Annotated in this window: 16 protein-coding genes and 1 other annotated feature; all 16 genes read left to right on the top strand. The window is 46.0% G+C overall.

Annotation, left to right across the window (positions count from 1 at the left end; translation table 11 throughout):
• Window positions 1-349 precede the first annotated feature (349 nt).
• The 16 genes from cysE to rpoC all read left to right on the top strand — a co-directional run bounded on the left by cysE (window position 350) and on the right by rpoC (window position 17,123).
• Complete coding sequence (gene cysE, locus MKY85_RS26535; protein ID WP_339238019.1) at window positions 350-1,009, top strand: serine O-acetyltransferase; 660 nt, start codon at window positions 350-352, stop codon at window positions 1,007-1,009.
• Window positions 1,010-1,051: 42 nt separating this feature from the next.
• On the top strand, window positions 1,052-2,452 hold the full coding sequence (cysS, locus tag MKY85_RS26530) for a cysteine--tRNA ligase (protein WP_339238017.1): 1,401 nt from the start codon (window positions 1,052-1,054) through the stop codon (window positions 2,450-2,452).
• Window positions 2,449-2,928 carry a ribonuclease III domain-containing protein gene (locus tag MKY85_RS26525; RefSeq protein WP_339238015.1) on the top strand — a complete coding sequence of 160 codons (480 nt, stop codon included), beginning with the start codon at window positions 2,449-2,451 and terminating at the stop codon, window positions 2,926-2,928. Before cysS ends, MKY85_RS26525 begins: the two co-directional genes overlap by 4 nt.
• Window positions 2,929-2,971: 43 nt before the next feature.
• On the top strand, window positions 2,972-3,718 hold the full coding sequence (rlmB, locus tag MKY85_RS26520; protein WP_342571138.1) for a 23S rRNA (guanosine(2251)-2'-O)-methyltransferase RlmB: 747 nt from the start codon (window positions 2,972-2,974) through the stop codon (window positions 3,716-3,718).
• 5 nt (window positions 3,719-3,723) lie between these two features.
• Window positions 3,724-4,245: an NYN domain-containing protein gene (locus tag MKY85_RS26515; protein ID WP_036607162.1), complete on the top strand. Its 522-nt coding sequence runs from the start codon at window positions 3,724-3,726 to the stop codon at window positions 4,243-4,245.
• 171 nt (window positions 4,246-4,416) lie between these two features.
• The gene (sigH, locus tag MKY85_RS26510; RefSeq protein WP_017692059.1) at window positions 4,417-5,061 is read left to right on the top strand and encodes an RNA polymerase sporulation sigma factor SigH; all 645 of its coding nucleotides are present in this window, start codon (window positions 4,417-4,419) and stop codon (window positions 5,059-5,061) included.
• Between the two features lie 304 nt (window positions 5,062-5,365).
• On the top strand, window positions 5,366-5,515 hold the full coding sequence (rpmG, locus tag MKY85_RS26505) for a 50S ribosomal protein L33 (protein ID WP_072735843.1): 150 nt from the start codon (window positions 5,366-5,368) through the stop codon (window positions 5,513-5,515).
• 17 nt (window positions 5,516-5,532) lie between these two features.
• On the top strand, window positions 5,533-5,724 hold the full coding sequence (secE, locus tag MKY85_RS26500; protein ID WP_017692060.1) for a preprotein translocase subunit SecE: 192 nt from the start codon (window positions 5,533-5,535) through the stop codon (window positions 5,722-5,724).
• Window positions 5,725-5,745: 21 nt separating this feature from the next.
• A complete protein-coding gene (nusG, locus tag MKY85_RS26495) occupies window positions 5,746-6,279 on the top strand; it encodes a transcription termination/antitermination protein NusG (RefSeq protein ID WP_024633599.1) in 534 nt (177 codons plus the stop codon).
• A gap of 68 nt (window positions 6,280-6,347) precedes the next feature.
• Complete coding sequence (gene rplK, locus MKY85_RS26490) at window positions 6,348-6,773, top strand: 50S ribosomal protein L11 (protein ID WP_017692062.1); 426 nt, start codon at window positions 6,348-6,350, stop codon at window positions 6,771-6,773.
• Between the two features lie 94 nt (window positions 6,774-6,867).
• Window positions 6,868-7,560 carry a 50S ribosomal protein L1 gene (gene rplA / locus MKY85_RS26485; protein ID WP_017692063.1) on the top strand — a complete coding sequence of 231 codons (693 nt, stop codon included), beginning with the start codon at window positions 6,868-6,870 and terminating at the stop codon, window positions 7,558-7,560.
• A gap of 68 nt (window positions 7,561-7,628) precedes the next feature.
• Window positions 7,629-7,776 (top strand) — a sequence feature (ribosomal protein L10 leader region).
• A 23-nt stretch (window positions 7,777-7,799) separates the two neighbouring features.
• The gene (gene rplJ, locus MKY85_RS26480; protein ID WP_278298115.1) at window positions 7,800-8,303 is read left to right on the top strand and encodes a 50S ribosomal protein L10; all 504 of its coding nucleotides are present in this window, start codon (window positions 7,800-7,802) and stop codon (window positions 8,301-8,303) included.
• A gap of 72 nt (window positions 8,304-8,375) precedes the next feature.
• Window positions 8,376-8,738 (top strand): 50S ribosomal protein L7/L12, encoded by a 363-nt coding sequence (gene rplL, locus MKY85_RS26475; RefSeq protein WP_278298116.1) that lies wholly within the window; start codon window positions 8,376-8,378, stop codon window positions 8,736-8,738.
• Between the two features lie 96 nt (window positions 8,739-8,834).
• Window positions 8,835-9,455, top strand: coding sequence for a class I SAM-dependent methyltransferase (locus tag MKY85_RS26470; protein ID WP_339238009.1), 621 nt, complete (start codon window positions 8,835-8,837; stop codon window positions 9,453-9,455).
• Between the two features lie 394 nt (window positions 9,456-9,849).
• A complete protein-coding gene (rpoB, locus tag MKY85_RS26465; protein WP_091039164.1) occupies window positions 9,850-13,395 on the top strand; it encodes a DNA-directed RNA polymerase subunit beta in 3,546 nt (1,181 codons plus the stop codon).
• A 113-nt stretch (window positions 13,396-13,508) separates the two neighbouring features.
• On the top strand, window positions 13,509-17,123 hold the full coding sequence (gene rpoC / locus MKY85_RS26460) for a DNA-directed RNA polymerase subunit beta' (RefSeq protein WP_339238005.1): 3,615 nt from the start codon (window positions 13,509-13,511) through the stop codon (window positions 17,121-17,123).
• Window positions 17,124-17,157: the final 34 nt, after the last annotated feature.

Below are 17,157 nucleotides of genomic sequence, written 5' to 3'. Positions count from 1 at the left end.
ATGGTCCCGCAGCAAAGAAAGATTTCTTTGATTGCGGTGGCTGTGAACCATCCACTGTCCATCAGTCGAAATGCGCCCGTGAGCTGCACAGCCGAATCCAGCCCCGCCTTTGTCGATCATGACATGGGAAAACGTTAGGATAGGTTGTGACGATTGGTTTCCGTTACCAAACCGCTTGAGGGCTCATTCTATTTAAGAATGGACCGAGCAGAGTGGGACCGCGATAAACGCCTCTGCAGCTAAATGCTGCAGGGGCGTTTTTTGTTTAGGCGAGTGTGCAGTACACTACCAAAGGAACGCGCCGTCCGGTAAGCCGGAGGACGGGAACCTGAACAAGAGGGGAACGAGCATGTTCAAGAAGATCAGATCAGATATCCAGGCGGTGTTTGAAAACGATCCGGCGGCCCGAGGTTGGTTTGAAGTGGTACTAACCTACTCAGGGCTGCATGCGATATGGGCACACCGGATGGCTCATTTTTTATACAAGCGAAGATGGTTCTCGGTTGCCAGGTTCATTTCGCAGGTTAGCCGTTTTATGACAGGGATTGAGATACATCCTGGAGCTACGATCGGGAATCGGTTGTTTATTGACCATGGAATGGGCGTCGTTATTGGAGAAACATGTGAGATTGGCGATGATGTTGTTATCTATCAGGGGGTTACGCTTGGCGGAACAGGGAAAGAAAAAGGAAAGAGACATCCGACCATTGGTAATAATGTGGTTATCTCATCTGGAGCAAAGGTGCTGGGTTCATTTAGCGTGGGGGATCAAAGCAACATTGGGGCGAACTCTGTTGTGCTTAAGGAGGTCCCTTCCAATAGTACCGTGGTAGGTATACCGGGCAGAATTGTTAAACAGGATGGCCGACGGGTAGACCGCCTCAGTCAACAATTGCCCGATCCGGTCGTTGACTCCTTGCGTGGTATGCAAAAAGAACTCGAACGATTGCAGGAAGAAGTACGTACACTGCAGAATGCCCGTGCAAATGAGACTGTGCATGATACGTGATACAATAAATAAAGGCAGTATAGGATGAAAGGATAAGTGACCATGACGCTTCAGATTTATAATACGATGAGTCGTACAAAAGAAGAATTTGTTCCCCAAGAGCCAGGGAAAGTAAAAATGTATGTCTGCGGACCAACGGTATATGACTATATTCATATTGGAAATGCACGCCCGGTTATCTTTTTCGACACGGTTCGTGGATACCTGGAACAGACAGGACATGATGTAAACTATGTGGTGAACTTCACGGATGTGGACGATAAGCTGATTCGCAAAGCCGAACAACTTGGAACAGACGTTCCTCACGTCGCGGAGAAGTTTATTGCAGCCTACTATGAAGACCTTGAGGGATTGGGTATTCCCAAGGCAAGTAGCAACCCGAGAGTAACGGAAAACATGCCGCTCATTATTGATTTTATCCGTGAGTTGGTTGAAAAAGGTTTCGCATACGAAAATGGCGGTGACGTCTATTACCGTACAGGCAAATTCAGCGAGTATGGTAAGCTATCGAAGCAAAATTTACAGGAGCTGCAATTTGGAATCCGTGTAGGTGTGGACGAGCGCAAAGAGCATCCCGAAGATTTCGTGCTCTGGAAGGCTGCAAAACCAGGTGAGATCTATTGGTCCAGTCCTTGGGGCGATGGTCGACCAGGTTGGCATATTGAGTGCTCCGCCATGGCTAGGGAGTACCTTGGGGACACACTGGACATTCACGGGGGTGGACAGGATCTGCAGTTCCCGCACCATGAGTGCGAATGCGCCCAATCCGAGGTGTTAACAGGTAAACCACTTGCGAACTACTGGATGCATAATGGTTTCATCCGGATTGATAACGAGAAGATGTCGAAATCACTCGGTAACGGTGTTCTTGTTAAAGATTTGCGGAATCAATATAAACGCGAAGCGATTCGTTACTTTATGTTGTCTACCCACTATCGTAACCCGTTGAATTTCACGGATGATACGATGGAGCAGGCACAGAATAGTGTGGACCGGATTGCGAATGCTGTAGGTAACCTGAACCATCGTCTGAGCGCGGTAACCGTAGATCAGGATATCACAGCAGAGTTTGCGGCAAGACTCGACCAAATCCGTCAGCAATATCATGAGAAGATGCAGGATGATTTCAATACTCCTGATGCGATCACTGCTATGTTTGAGTGGGCAGGGGAAGCCAATCAACTGTTACAGCAGGAAGTTGTCAATGCGGCAGACATACGTGCGCTCCTTGAATTGTTCAGTGAATTGAATGCTGTGCTTCGCATCTATACAGATGGAGAGGCAGAACTTCTAGATGAGGAAGTAGAACAGCTGATTGAAGAACGTGTAGAAGCGCGCAAGTCCAAAAACTGGGCAAGAGCGGATGAAATTCGTGATGAGTTGTCTGCACGGGGCATTCTGCTTGAGGATACGGCGCAGGGTATGAGATGGCGGCGCAAATGAGCGAAGGACATCCAAATACACCAAAACAACAGGAGCAGGTCACGGAGGGAGGATGGTTCCCGTATTCTCCGTCCAGACCTGCGAAGTTGATTCCACCTATTGCACTGGCCTATATTGGTGACGCGGTATATGAGGTAGCTGTTCGTCAATATCTATTGTCGAAAGCCAACATGCGTCCCAATCATCTGCACCGTAGTGCAACCGGATTGGTATCAGCGAAGGCACAGAGCCGCATTCTTGCAATGATTGAGGCTGAACTGACAGAGGAAGAACGCGATATTGTCCGGCAAGGGCGGAATGCCAAGTCGGGTAGTGTACCCAAAAATGCAGATGTGTTGGAGTATAGACATGCCACGGCTTTTGAATGTCTCATTGGTTATCTCTACAGCAGTGGTCATCATGATCGCATGATTGAACTGATTAGGCTTGGCATTGAACACGCGGAACAACAATCGTCTTCGCCGACAAAAAAATAGAAATTTCAACAAAACAACGCATTACAGAGAGGAACGAACAACGATGGAAGAAGAATGGATCGCGGGTAAACACTCCGTGACGGAGGCGCTGCGTTCAGGCCGGACCATTAATAAAATATGGATTGCCGATACAGCACAGAAACATCTGACTCAACCTATTATCTCGGAAGCCAAAAAACTAGGTATTGTCATTCAACATGTGGACAAGCGTAAGCTGGATCAAACGGTACCAGGCATTCAGCATCAGGGGGTAGTTGCACAAGCTGCACCATACGCTTATGTGGAGGTAGAAGACATTCTTGCCGCAGCGAAAGCGAAGAATGAGCATCCTTTCCTGATTCTGCTGGATGAGATCGAAGATCCTCATAACCTGGGGTCGATTTTGCGGACAGCGGACTGCACGGGTGCACATGGCGTTATTGTACCCAAACGTCGCTCGGCAGCAGTAACAGCAACGGTATCCAAAACGTCAGCAGGCGCTGTGGAGTACGTGCCAGTGGCTCGTGTAAGTAATCTTGGTCAGACCATTGATCGCCTCAAAGAGGAAGGTGTATGGGTTGTAGGGACAGATGTCACGGCTCATGAAGGTGTCTTTGGTAATGGAGTCTTTACTGGCCCTGTTGCACTGGTAATCGGGAATGAAAACAAGGGAATGGGACGACTTATTCGTGAGAAATGCGACGTACTGATCAAATTACCGATGCAAGGTCAGATTAACTCCTTGAATGCTTCCGTGGCAGCGGGTATTGTCATGTATGAAGTGCTCCGCTCGCGTCAAGCGCAGGAATAGAAGGTATGGCTGATTCCCGTGATGTGCTTCTTGTAGACGGGTACAACATGATTGGCGACTGGCCGGAGTTAACCAAACTGGCAGAAAGTGGGCTAGAAGAGGCGCGCAACAGGCTTCTCTTTCGTCTTGCCGACTATCAGGCTTTCTCCGGCCGGCGAGTCATTGTTGTGTTTGACGCCTACCTCGTGCCTGGACTCGGTAAATCCTTTACACAGAGCAAAGTGCAGATATATTTTACAAAGGAAAAAGAGACGGCAGACGAATGCATTGAGAGACTCGTTCGGGAACTAAGCATGCGAAGACGCCAAATCTATGTGGCTACGAGCGATATGGTAGAGCAACATGTCATTTTCGGACAGGGAGCGCTACGCGTATCTGCAAGGGAACTGCTCATTGAGGTTGAGCAGAACGAAAAAGAATTAAAAAAACGACTGGAAGAAGATCAGGCGAAGACCACGCGTAACACACTCGGGGGCAAGTTGAGTCCGGATGTATTGAAAGAGTTTGAACGGTGGCGCCGGGAATAACAGTTCGTTTTTACAAAAATTAGAATATTGAAACTCTTGACATTTATGTTATTGATGTTCTTTTTTAGGCAGAGCGTGGTTGACGGTGTGAGGTACCATCATATATACTGATCCTATATTTCATAGAGTAGAGTAACGGGGTACCTTGCGTTGCAGCCGGAGGGATTGTCTGTGAGTGTCGACCTCAAAGATATCATGTTATCTAAGTATGATTACCAAAGTGACGAAGACATTGTCGAAGCTTTCCGTGAAGGCGAAAGCGAAGCGTTAGAGTTTTTGATTAACAAGTATCGTAACTTTGTACGCGCCAAGGCTAGATCTTATTTTCTGATTGGGGCAGACCGGGAAGATATTATTCAAGAAGGAATGATTGGCCTCTATAAATCCATTCGAGATTTTAAAGGGGACAAGCTGGCTTCATTCAAGGCTTTTGCTGAACTGTGTATTACAAGACAGATTATCACGGCGATTAAGACAGCAACACGTCAGAAGCATATTCCGCTTAATTCTTATGTATCTCTGGACAAGCCCATTTATGACGAAGAGTCTGATCGTACGTTACTCGATGTGATTTGTGGAACCCAGGTCAGTGATCCGGAAGAATTAATCATCAATCAGGAAGAGTTTGTGGGCCTGGAAGATAAAATGTCCGAGATTCTAAGTGATCTGGAACGTAAAGTATTGATGTTGTATCTGGACGGGAGATCTTATCAAGAGATTGCAGTAGATTTGGACAGACATGTGAAGTCCATTGATAATGCACTTCAGCGCGTCAAGCGCAAACTTGAAAAGTACCTGGAAGTTCGAGATAATTGAACACATGTTGTCGTTGATGGAAAAGGCTCGGTGTTTGAGTCTTTTTTTACTGTCTCAAGTTTATAAAATCAAAGAATGTTTATACTAGTAATCGCTCGGTCCGTATAGGAGAAGAGAAAAACAGAGATGCGAAACGAATGTACGTTGTACGGAAGTAATACCCAATGAATGAAAGGCTATTCTTTCATTGACATGGTTATACCCTTGTGATAAAGTGTTTTAGGTAGGCCTAAATTTATGGCTTTTTTTCAGGATCAATTTAGAGACTCTGCTTGAATGTGGAAGTCTTCGGGAGGTGTACATCATGCGGGTAATTATTACTTTGGCTTGTACTAACTGCAAACAAAGAAATTACACTACGACAAAAAACAAGCGTAATCACCCCGACCGCATGGAGATGAAGAAATTTTGCAAGTTTTGTAACGAGCAGACTTCTCATCGCGAAACCAGATAGTTTTTGGAGGTGTCGGCGTGAAACGAAGTTTCAAATCTCTGATTTCCTTTTTCTCAGAAAGCTGGGCTGAACTTAAAAAAGTTCGCTGGCCTAATCGTAAAGAGCTGACCAACTACACATTGATCGTACTTGGTACTGTTGTGGTTATGACGCTGTTTTTTTGGGTCATTGACATTGGCATCTCCTTTGTGATCGAAGCGATTATTTAAGAAGGGTTCCGGTGGCTTGATATGGAAAAAAGATGGTACGTCGTTCATACCTATTCAGGGTATGAGAACAAGGTCAAGGCCAATTTGGAAAAACGCGTCGAGTCTATGGGCATGGAAGACAAGATATTCCGCGTTCTTGTTCCTATGGAAGAAGAAGTGGTAAACAAGGACGGTAAGAAAAAAACCGTTATGCGTAAAGTTTACCCGGGTTATGTCTTGGTGGAAATGGTACAGACGGATGATTCTTGGTATGTTGTTCGCAACACACCAGGTGTTACAGGATTTGTCGGTTCGACAGGTTCTGGGTCCAAACCAACTGCTTTGTTGCCTGAAGAAGTGGAACAAATTCTGAAGCACATGGGCATGGTTGAACCTAAGCCGAAAATTGAGTTCGATATTAAGGAATCCGTGCGTATTAAAGTCGGTCCTTTTGCGAATTTCGTAGGCTCCGTGGAAGAAATTTTGGTAGACAAAAGCAAGTTGAAAGTGCACGTGAACATGTTTGGACGGGAAACACCGCTTGAGTTGGAATATACGCAAGTGGAGAAGATATAGTTTCTTCAAGTTTCTTGTGGGAGGGCTGCAAGGCCCGTTAACCACTATTTTGCAAGGAGGTGTCAATCATGGCAAAAAAGGTAATCAAAATGGTAAAACTGCAGATTCCAGCAGGTAAAGCAAATCCAGCGCCACCAGTAGGTCCAGCTTTGGGTCAAGCAGGTGTCAACATCATGGCATTCTGTAAAGAATTCAACGCTCGTACAGCTGATCAAGCAGGATTGATTATTCCAGTTGAAATTTCTGTATTCGAAGACCGTTCCTTTACTTTCATCACTAAAACTCCACCAGCAGCAGTTCTGTTGAAAGTGGCAGCTAAAGTTGAAAAAGGATCCGGAGAACCGAACAAGAAAAAAGTTGCTACTGTTAAACGTGATGCGGTTCGTCAAATCGCAGAAACAAAAATGCCTGACCTGAATGCAGCAGACGTTGAGTCCGCTATGCGTATGGTCGAAGGTACTGCCCGCAGCATGGGTATCACCATCGAAGACTAATTTTCATAAGAAACATGGCTTCGTAAAACCGGTCGATTCGCGACCGGTTGATGTGGGAGGTATATCCGCTAACACCACAAAGGAGGAATAAAACATGGCTAAACACGGTAAAAAATACCTGGAAGCTGCTAAGCTGATTGACAGCGAAGCAACTTACGAGCCTTCAGAAGCTGTAGAGCTTGTGAAAAAGGCAGCTACTGCAAAATTCGATGAAACAATCGAAGCGGCAGTTCGTTTGGGTGTAGACCCTCGTAAGCAAGACCAGGCTGTACGTGGTGTTGTTGTCTTGCCACACGGCACAGGTAAAACACAACGCGTATTGGTATTTGCAAAAGGTGACAAAGCGAAAGAAGCGGAAGCGGCTGGCGCGGACTATGTTGGTGATGCAGACATGATCAACAAAATCCAACAAGGCTGGTTCGAATTCGACGTCTGCGTAGCGACACCAGATATGATGAGTGAAGTAGGTAAATTGGGCCGACTGCTCGGCGGTAAAGGTCTGATGCCTAACCCTAAAGCCGGAACGGTAACTTTCGATGTAACTAAGGCTGTTCAAGAAATTAAAGCCGGTAAAATCGAATATCGTCTGGATCGTGCAGGTCAAATTCATGCACCGATTGGTAAAGCTTCTTTCTCTTCTGAGCAACTTAATGAGAACTTCAAAGCTCTCATGGAAGCTCTGAATCGTGCTAAACCAGCGGCAGCAAAAGGTGTTTATCTGAAGAATGTTAGTCTTTCTTCCACGATGGGCCCTGGAGCACGCGTGAACGCAGCAGCTTTTAGATAATATCTCTTGACAGGCTTGTCCTGTTTTTGATAAGATATAAAAGTTGTGAGTCCGAGTGACTGACCGTTGACATTTGAATATGCTTGCCGTAGACAGTAGGTGCCATTAGGCTTAATTTCCTGCCGAGGTGTGATTATAGAACTTAGAACGATGCAAATCGATGATGAGTATATATCAAGCCTTCGTGATTCTACGGAGGCTTTTCTTAATGGGATAAATTTGACCAGGAGGTGTACAGATTGGCAAACGCAAAAGTGATTCAAGCAAAACAAGAGTCCGTTGATGCAGTAACAGCAAAATTGCGCGAGAGCGTTACAACTGTTGTTGTTGACTATCGCGGATTGAACGTTGCCCAAGTAACTGAGTTGCGTAAGCAACTTCGTGAAGCAGGGATCGAATTCCAAGTGCTGAAAAACTCGTTGCTTCGCCGTGCAGCTGCAGCAGCAGAACTGACAGAACTCGATAGTGTTCTTACAGGTCCTACTGCAATTGCATTCAGCGCAGACGACGTTGTGGCTCCCGCTAAAATTCTGAACGACTTCGCGAAAAAGAACGATGCACTGGAATTGAAAGGTGCTATCGTAGAAGGTCGCGTAATCGGAGTACAAGAAGTTAAGGCGTTGGCAGAATTGCCATCCCGCGATGGACTCCTTTCCATGCTCCTCAGCGTGCTTCAAGCGCCAGTGCGCAACTTCGCGCTTGCGGTTAAAGCAGTTGCAGAAAAAGAAGAGCAAGGCGCGTAAGCAACTTGATCTGAACGCTGCTTAGGCGGCAAATGAATTAAAAAAAATAATATTATATATGGAGGTTCACTCATGAGTAAAGAGCAAATCTTGGAAGCAATCAAAGGCATGACTGTACTGGAATTGAACGATCTTGTTAAAGCAATCGAAGAAGAATTCGGCGTAACTGCTGCAGCTCCAGTAGCTGCTGCAGGTGCAGGCGCTGCTTCTGCTGAAGCTGAGCAATCCGAGTTCGACGTAATCTTGACTAACGCTGGTGCTTCCAAAATCAACGTTATCAAAGCAGTTCGCGAAATCACAGGTCTTGGCCTGAAAGAAGCAAAAGAACTGGTTGACAACGCTCCAAAAGCATTGAAAGAAAAAGTTGCTAAAGAAGAAGCAGAAGCGGTTAAAGCTAAGCTTGAAGAAGCTGGCGCTACAATCGAAGTTAAATAATTTAGCTTTTATAAGCTAGATGAACAAAACAACAAACCCCTTGACTTATATCAAGGGGTTTGTTGCTGTAATTGTAAATGGAAAGTGAGTGAGGACATGTCCAATCATTATTATTCGGACAAACCGCAAGTAGCGCATGATCGCAGAGCAACTGAAGCGATTCTTCGCGGATTCAGTCTGCGATTCGTGACGGACGCCGGTGTGTTTTCCAAAAACGGAATCGATTATGGCAGCAGAGTATTGATTGATGCGATAGAGTTGCCATCAGGGGCTCATGTTCTCGATGTGGGTTGTGGATATGGACCGATGGGTCTTACAGCAGCCAAACTTGTACCGGACGGACATGTCACCATGATCGATATCAACGAGAGAGCCGTTGAACTTTCCAGGGAAAATGCAAAAGCGAACGGGATTAACAATGTTACCGTATTGCAAAGTAATCTACTGGCTGAAGTAAAAAAGCAAGATTTTGACGTTATCTTAACCAATCCGCCTATACGGGCTGGGAAAGAGACGGTTCATACTATTTTCGAACAGGCACATCGTCATCTGAAGGTAGGTGGTTCGTTGTGGATTGTCATTCAGAAGAAACAAGGGGCTCCATCAGCAAAAGCAAAGTTGGAATCTTTGTTTGGAAGAGTGGAAGAAGTGACGAAGGATAAAGGCTACCGGATTTTCAAAGCGATGAAATCGGAAGAGGATTCTACTAAAAGCTGAATCCGAGTTTGTAAAGTAAGCAGGGGATCATTTTTTTTGCAATAGGACTATTGACTTGAAATTCAGGTCGTGGTATTATTGTAAAATGTCAGTATTAAGATGCCCTACTTGGCTTTAGCTAACTAAAAATGTCAACCTTTTTTTACGCCGAACGGGCTTATTATGCCTACGTTTGGCGTATAATATGTACATTTTGGGCAAACTGGGGATAAGAATGTTTTGGAAAGACATCCGCCGATCAAAGTTGCTCTTTTTTCGAACGACATTTCGAGTAAGGGCTTTTCTTTATTTGTGGATGCATTGCTTTGCTCTGTATGTGTACCATTATAAGGTTACAAACAGAGGTTCGCAACGAAATTTTTAAAGTGAGTAGACATTGAGGGGTGAGTTTAAGTTGGCAGGACATCTTGTTCAATATGGTCGACGCACTCGGCGCAGTTATGCACGAATTAACGAGATACTCGAAGTTCCTAACCTGATTGAAATTCAACAAAAATCATATGATTGGTTTTTGGAGGAAGGGTTGCGCGAAATGTTCCAGGATATCTCGCCGATCCAGGATTTCACAGGCAACTTGATTTTGGAATTTATCGATTACAGTCTCGGTGAACCGAAGTATACAGTAGATGACGCGAAAGAGCGTGACGTTACTTATGCAGCACCGCTTCGGGTCAAAGTCCGGCTCATTAATAAGGAAACCGGCGAAGTCAAAGAGCAGGAAGTATTCATGGGAGATTTCCCGCTGATGACCAACACGGGCACATTTATTATTAATGGTGCGGAACGGGTTATTGTCAGCCAGTTGGTTCGCTCTCCTAGCGTTTACTTCAGTACCAAAGTAGATAAAAACGCCAAAAAAACGTATACCGCTACAGTTATTCCTAACCGCGGCGCTTGGCTCGAACTGGAGATGGACGCGAAGGATGTTGTTTACGTCCGGATCGACCGTACACGTAAAATACCGGTTACGGTTCTCCTGCGTTCACTTGGTTTTGGCACAGATGCTGAGATTCTGGATCTGCTCGGTAATGACGAATATATCCGCAACACACTGGACAAAGACAACACGGATTCCACGGAGAAAGCACTCATTGAGATCTACGAGCGTCTTCGTCCGGGCGAGCCGCCAACATTGGATAATGCGAAAAGCTTGCTCGTAGCACGTTTCTTTGATCCAAAACGTTATGACCTTGCTAATGTAGGTCGTTACAAAATGAATAAAAAACTTCACATCAAAAACCGTTTGTTTAACCAACGCTTGGCTGAATCACTTGTTGACGCTGAAACAGGTGAAATCATTGCTGAAGCAGGCCAAATGGTTGATCGTCGTTTGTTGGATGAAATCATGCCGTATCTGGAGAAAAGCGTTGGATTCCGCACGTATCACGTGGGTAACGGCGTTTTGGATGCCAATGATATCCCTATGCAAACGATTGATGTATTCTCACCAACTGAAGATGGCAAAGTTGTTAAACTGATTGCCAATGCAAACATTGACAAGTCCGTTAAAAACGTGACTCCGGCGGATATTATTTCGTCCATCAGTTATTTCCTTAACCTTCTGCAGGGAATTGGTAGCACGGATGATATCGATCATCTGGGTAACCGTCGTTTGCGTTCAGTGGGTGAACTCCTGCAGAACCAGTTCCGTATCGGTTTGTCCCGTATGGAGCGTGTGGTTCGTGAGAGAATGTCCATTCAGGATGCCAACGTCATTACACCACAGGCATTGATCAACATACGTCCTGTTATTGCATCCATTAAAGAGTTCTTTGGTAGCTCTCAATTGTCACAGTTTATGGATCAAACGAACCCGCTGGGTGAGTTGACACATAAACGTCGTTTGTCCGCACTCGGACCCGGTGGTTTGACGCGTGAGCGCGCAGGTATGGAAGTGCGTGACGTCCATCCATCCCACTATGGCCGTATGTGTCCTATCGAGACTCCAGAGGGACCGAACATCGGTTTGATCAACTCCTTGTCAACGTTCGCCCGTGTGAATGAATATGGCTTCATTGAAGCTCCATATCGTTGGGTTGATCCGAAGACAGGTATTGTGACCGAGCAAATTGATTACCTGACAGCGGATGAAGAGGACAACTATGTCATCGCGCAAGCGAATGCGAAGTTGAACGAAGACGGTACATTTGAAGAAGAAGCGATCATTGTACGTTACAACAAACAGTCGGATAACATCCTTACGATGCCGAGTGAGCGAGTTGACTACATGGACGTATCTCCTAAACAGGTTGTATCCGTCGCTACAGCGCTTATCCCGTTCCTTGAGAACGATGACTCCAACCGTGCACTCATGGGATCTAACATGCAGCGGCAGGCGGTTCCACTCTTGATTCCTAAAGCACCACTTGTAGGAACAGGTATGGAGCACAAAGCTGCAAAAGACTCTGGTGTATGTATTGTCTCCGATTATGACGGAATTATTGAACGTTCTTCTGCGAACGAGATTTGGCTCCGTCGTGTTGAAGAAGTGGACGGTCAGGAAGTTAAAGGCGATATCGTTAAATATAAATTACACAAATTTATGCGTTCGAACCAAGGAACATGCATTAACCAGCGTCCGATTGTCAAAAGAGGTGCTGCTGTCAAAGCTGGCGATATCCTCGCTGACGGTCCTTCAACGGAAATGGGTGAATTGGCTCTGGGACGTAACGTTGTTGTTGCCTTCATGACTTGGGAAGGTTACAACTACGAGGATGCGATCTTGCTCAGTGAAAAACTCGTTAAGGAAGATGTATACACATCCATCCATATCGAGGAGTATGAGTCTGAAGCACGTGATACCAAGCTCGGACCTGAAGAGATCACACGTGACATCCCTAACGTTGGGGAAGAAGCGTTGCGTAACTTGGATGAGCGCGGTATTATCCGCATCGGTGCTGAGATCAGTGCTGGCGACATTCTGGTTGGTAAAGTAACACCTAAAGGTGTAACAGAGCTGACAGCAGAAGAACGTCTCCTGCATGCGATCTTTGGTGAGAAAGCACGTGAAGTACGTGATACTTCCTTGCGTGTACCACATGGTACCGACGGTATCGTAGTAGACGTGAAAGTATTTACCCGTGAAAACGGTGATGAACTGCCTCCAGGTGTTAACCAACTCGTTCGTGTATATATCGCTCAAAAACGGAAAATTTCCGAGGGTGATAAAATGGCCGGACGTCATGGTAACAAAGGGGTCGTGGCCCGCATCTTGCCGGAAGAAGATATGCCTTTCCTGCCAGACGGTACACCGGTTCAGATCGTTCTTAACCCACTGGGCGTACCGTCCCGGATGAATATCGGTCAAGTACTTGAGGTTCACTTGGGTATGGCCGCAATGCAACTGGGTATTCACGTAGCAACTCCTGTATTCGACGGAGCGAAGGAGTATGATGTCTTCGATACGATGGAAGAAGCAGGAATGCAACGTAATGGTAAAACCGTCCTGTATGATGGTCGTACAGGTGAAGAGTTTGAACGTGAAGTTACCGTTGGTGTCATGCACATGATCAAATTGGCACACATGGTTGATGATAAAATCCATGCCCGTTCCACGGGTCCTTACTCACTTGTTACGCAACAGCCATTGGGTGGTAAAGCCCAATTTGGTGGACAGCGTTTCGGGGAGATGGAAGTATGGGCGCTTGAGGCGTACGGTGCTGCTTATACACTGCAAGAAATCTTGACTGTTAAATCCGATGATGTTGTTGGTCGGGTTAAAACATATGAATCCATTGTCAAAGGCGAGAATGTTCCTGAACCAGGTGTTCCTGAATCATTCAAAGTATTGATCAAAGAGCTGCAAAGCTTGGGTATGGACGTTAAGATTTTGAGTGAAGATGAGCAAGAGATTGAAATGAGAGAAATGGACGATGAAGATGACGCTGCGAGCGATAAGCTCAGCCTCAACCTTGAGGGTACAGAGGTCGGAGCGGAATAATTCGCTTCGAGCGCATGATGACCGGCGTTTTTCATCAGGTTCGCGTCTTGCTCCGGCTTCGGCCGGAGAGGGCGTAACCTAGATTACAGGAATTGGTTAAGGAGGGTTGCTCCTTGTTGGACGTCAACAATTTCGAATACATGAAGATCGGGCTTGCTTCCCCAGAGAAAATTCGTTCTTGGTCCCGCGGAGAAGTGAAAAAACCGGAAACGATCAACTATCGTACGTTGAAACCGGAAAAAGAAGGGCTGTTCTGCGAAAAGATTTTTGGCCCTACAAAAGACTGGGAATGTCATTGCGGTAAATACAAACGCGTTCGTTATAAAGGCGTTGTCTGTGATCGTTGTGGCGTTGAAGTAACACGTGCGAAAGTACGTCGCGAACGGATGGGCCATATTGAGCTCGCTGCTCCGGTATCGCATATCTGGTACTTCAAAGGTATTCCGAGCCGTATGGGTCTTGCTCTGGATATGTCTCCAAGATCTCTTGAAGAGATTATCTACTTTGCATCATATGTTGTAACGGATCCAGGAGAAACTCCACTGGAGAAAAAACAACTGTTGTCCGAGAAAGAATACCGCAGCTACCGTGAAAAATACGGTTATGGTTTCCAGGCTGGCATGGGTGCAGAAGCGGTTAAAAAACTGCTTCAAGATCTTGACATAGACAAAGAGCTCGAGTTCCTGAAAGAAGAGCTCCGGACTGCGCAAGGACAACGTCGTAATCGTGCAATCAAACGTCTGGAAGTTATCGAAGCTTTCCGTAATTCTGGCAACAAGCCAGAGTGGATGATCATGGATGTACTTCCTGTTATCCCGCCGGAACTTCGTCCAATGGTACAGTTGGACGGTGGACGTTTTGCAACGTCTGACCTGAATGACTTGTATCGGCGTGTAATTAACCGGAATAACCGTCTGAAACGTCTGCTTGATCTGGGCGCGCCAGATATTATCGTGCAAAATGAAAAACGGATGTTGCAGGAAGCTGTTGACGCATTGATCGATAATGGTCGTCGCGGTCGCCCGGTAACGGGTCCTGGTAACCGTCCATTGAAATCCCTCAGCCACATGCTGAAAGGTAAACAAGGACGTTTCCGTCAGAACTTGCTCGGTAAACGGGTTGACTATTCTGGTCGTTCCGTTATCGTTGTCGGACCTTATCTGAAAATGTATCAGTGTGGTCTGCCAAAAGATATGGCACTTGAATTGTTCAAGCCTTTCGTTATGAAAGAGCTTGTAAATAAAGGGCTTGCCCACAACATCAAGAGCGCGAAACGTAAAGTTGAGCGTGTAAGTCCTGAAGTATGGGATGTTCTTGAAGAAGTAATCAAGGAGCATCCGGTTCTGTTGAACCGTGCCCCTACGCTTCACAGACTCGGTATTCAAGCGTTTGAACCGATTCTCGTTGAAGGGAAAGCAATTCGTCTTCACCCACTCGTATGTACGGCATACAATGCCGACTTTGACGGTGACCAAATGGCCGTGCACGTTCCGTTGTCCGCTGAAGCTCAAGCGGAAGCACGTATTCTGATGCTTGCATCAGGAAACATTTTGAACCCGAAAGACGGTAAACCGGTTGTTACTCCTTCCCAGGATATGGTGCTTGGTTCTTATTACCTCACTATGGACAACAAGGAAGAAAAGGGCACAGGTATGATCCTGCGTACAGTGAACGAAGCTGTATCGGCATACCAACGTGGTACTGCTGGTCTGCACGCTCGTGTAGCTATTCCGGTTAAGGCGCTTGGTAAAACAAGCTTCACGGAAGAGCAACAAGAAGGAATGTTGCTGACTACTATCGGTAAAATTATCTTCAATGAAATTTTCCCGGCAAGCTTCCCGTATATCAATGATGCGACTCGTGCGAACCTGTACCAAGGTACTGCAGATCACTCATTTGTATATGAAAAAGGTGCTGACCTCAGAGAGGCTATTATGAATGCTCCTCTGGCTGGCGGTGTCGGCAAAGAATATCTCGGTTCCATCATTGCACGTTGTTTCGAAATTTATCACACAACGGAAACAGCCGTTATTTTGGATAAAATCAAACAACTTGGATTCACATACTCTACCCGTGCCGGTATCACGGTTGCGGTATCTGATGTTATCGTTCCGCCTGAGAAGTTTGAAATTCTTAGACAGTCTGAGGATAAAGCACAAATCGTTACGAATCAGTACCGTCGTGGTCTGATTACGAATGAAGAGCGCTATGACCGTATCATTGATATCTGGTCAAAATCCAAAGATGACATCACTGAGATTCTGATGAAGTCCATGGACCGTTACAACTCGATCATGATGATGGTAGACTCCAAAGCACGGGGTAACAAATCGCAAATCACCCAATTGGGCGGTATGCGTGGTCTGATGGCCAACCCGTCTGGTCGAATCATCGAACTCCCAATCAAATCGAACTTCCGTGAAGGTCTGACAGTACTCGAGTACTTTATCTCCACTCACGGAGCGCGTAAAGGTTTGGCGGATACAGCCCTACGTACAGCCGATTCAGGTTACCTGACTCGTCGTCTCGTAGACGTAGCCCAAGACGTAATCGTGCGTGATGATGATTGTGGTACAGATAAAGGCTTTACGGTAAGTCGTATTCAGGATGGTAAAGAGGTTATTGAAGATCTCTATGACCGTATTGAAGGCAGATACTGCTTCGAGACAGTTCGTCATCCGGAAACGAAAGAAATCATTGCAGGTCGTAATGAATTGATTGACTCCGACAAAGCAGAGGCAATCATCAAAGCGGGCGTAACCAAATTGCAAATCCGTTCCGTACTCAGCTGCCGTGCAAGTCATGGTGTCTGCAAGAAGTGTTACGGTCGTAACCTTGCGACAGGTAAACATGTGGAGATCGGTGAAGCAGTTGGTATTATTGCAGCACAATCCATTGGTGAACCAGGAACACAGTTGACAATGCGTACGTTCCACACCGGCGGTGTAGCCGGAGACGATATTACGCAAGGTTTGCCGCGTATCCAGGAGTTGTTTGAAGCTCGTAATCCTAAAGGTCAAGCAACGATCAGTGAAATTGATGGTGTAGTTAAAGAGATTCGCGAAGCGAAAGATCGTCGTGAAATCGAAATTCAAGGTGAAGCGGAGTCCAAAGTATACTCTGTTACCTACGGTTCCCGTGTGCGCGTAAGCGAAGGCATGGAAATTGAAGCTGGTGATGAGTTGACAGACGGTTCCATCGATCCAAAAGAAATGCTGCGCATTAAAGGCGTACGTGGCGTACAAAACTACATTTTGCAGGAAGTACAGCGCGTATACCGTAACCAAGGCGTAGAAATCAATGACAAACACGTTGAAGTTATGATCCGTCAAATGCTGCGTAAAATCCGCATCGTAGATGCAGGGGATACAACGCTGTTGCCAGGGTCGTTCGTAGATACGCATGAGTACGAAAGAGCTAACAAAATTGCGATTCTTAGTGATAAAGAGCCAGCGGTTGCTAAACCAATCCTGCTCGGTATTACGAAAGCATCCCTGGAAACAGACTCGTTCCTCTCAGCGGCTTCGTTCCAAGAAACTACACGTGTACTGACAGATGCAGCGATCAAAGGTAAAGTCGATCAGTTGCTCGGTCTGAAGGAAAATGTAATCATCGGTAAATTGATCCCTGCAGGTACAGGTATGCACCGTTACCGCAGCATCAAGTTTGCTGAGCCAGAAGATGGCCAATCTTCAGTAGAAGAACTCGAGCCAGTTTCGGTTGATTAAATAGATTTCTTCTCATTTAGAGAGGATGAAAGTT

Origin of the sequence: Paenibacillus sp. FSL R5-0749, from assembly GCF_038595085.1 — a bacterium.
GTDB lineage: Bacteria > Bacillota > Bacilli > Paenibacillales > Paenibacillaceae > Paenibacillus.
Note: the sequence above shows the minus strand (reverse complement) of the source record. Positions and strands in the feature narration are given on the sequence as shown.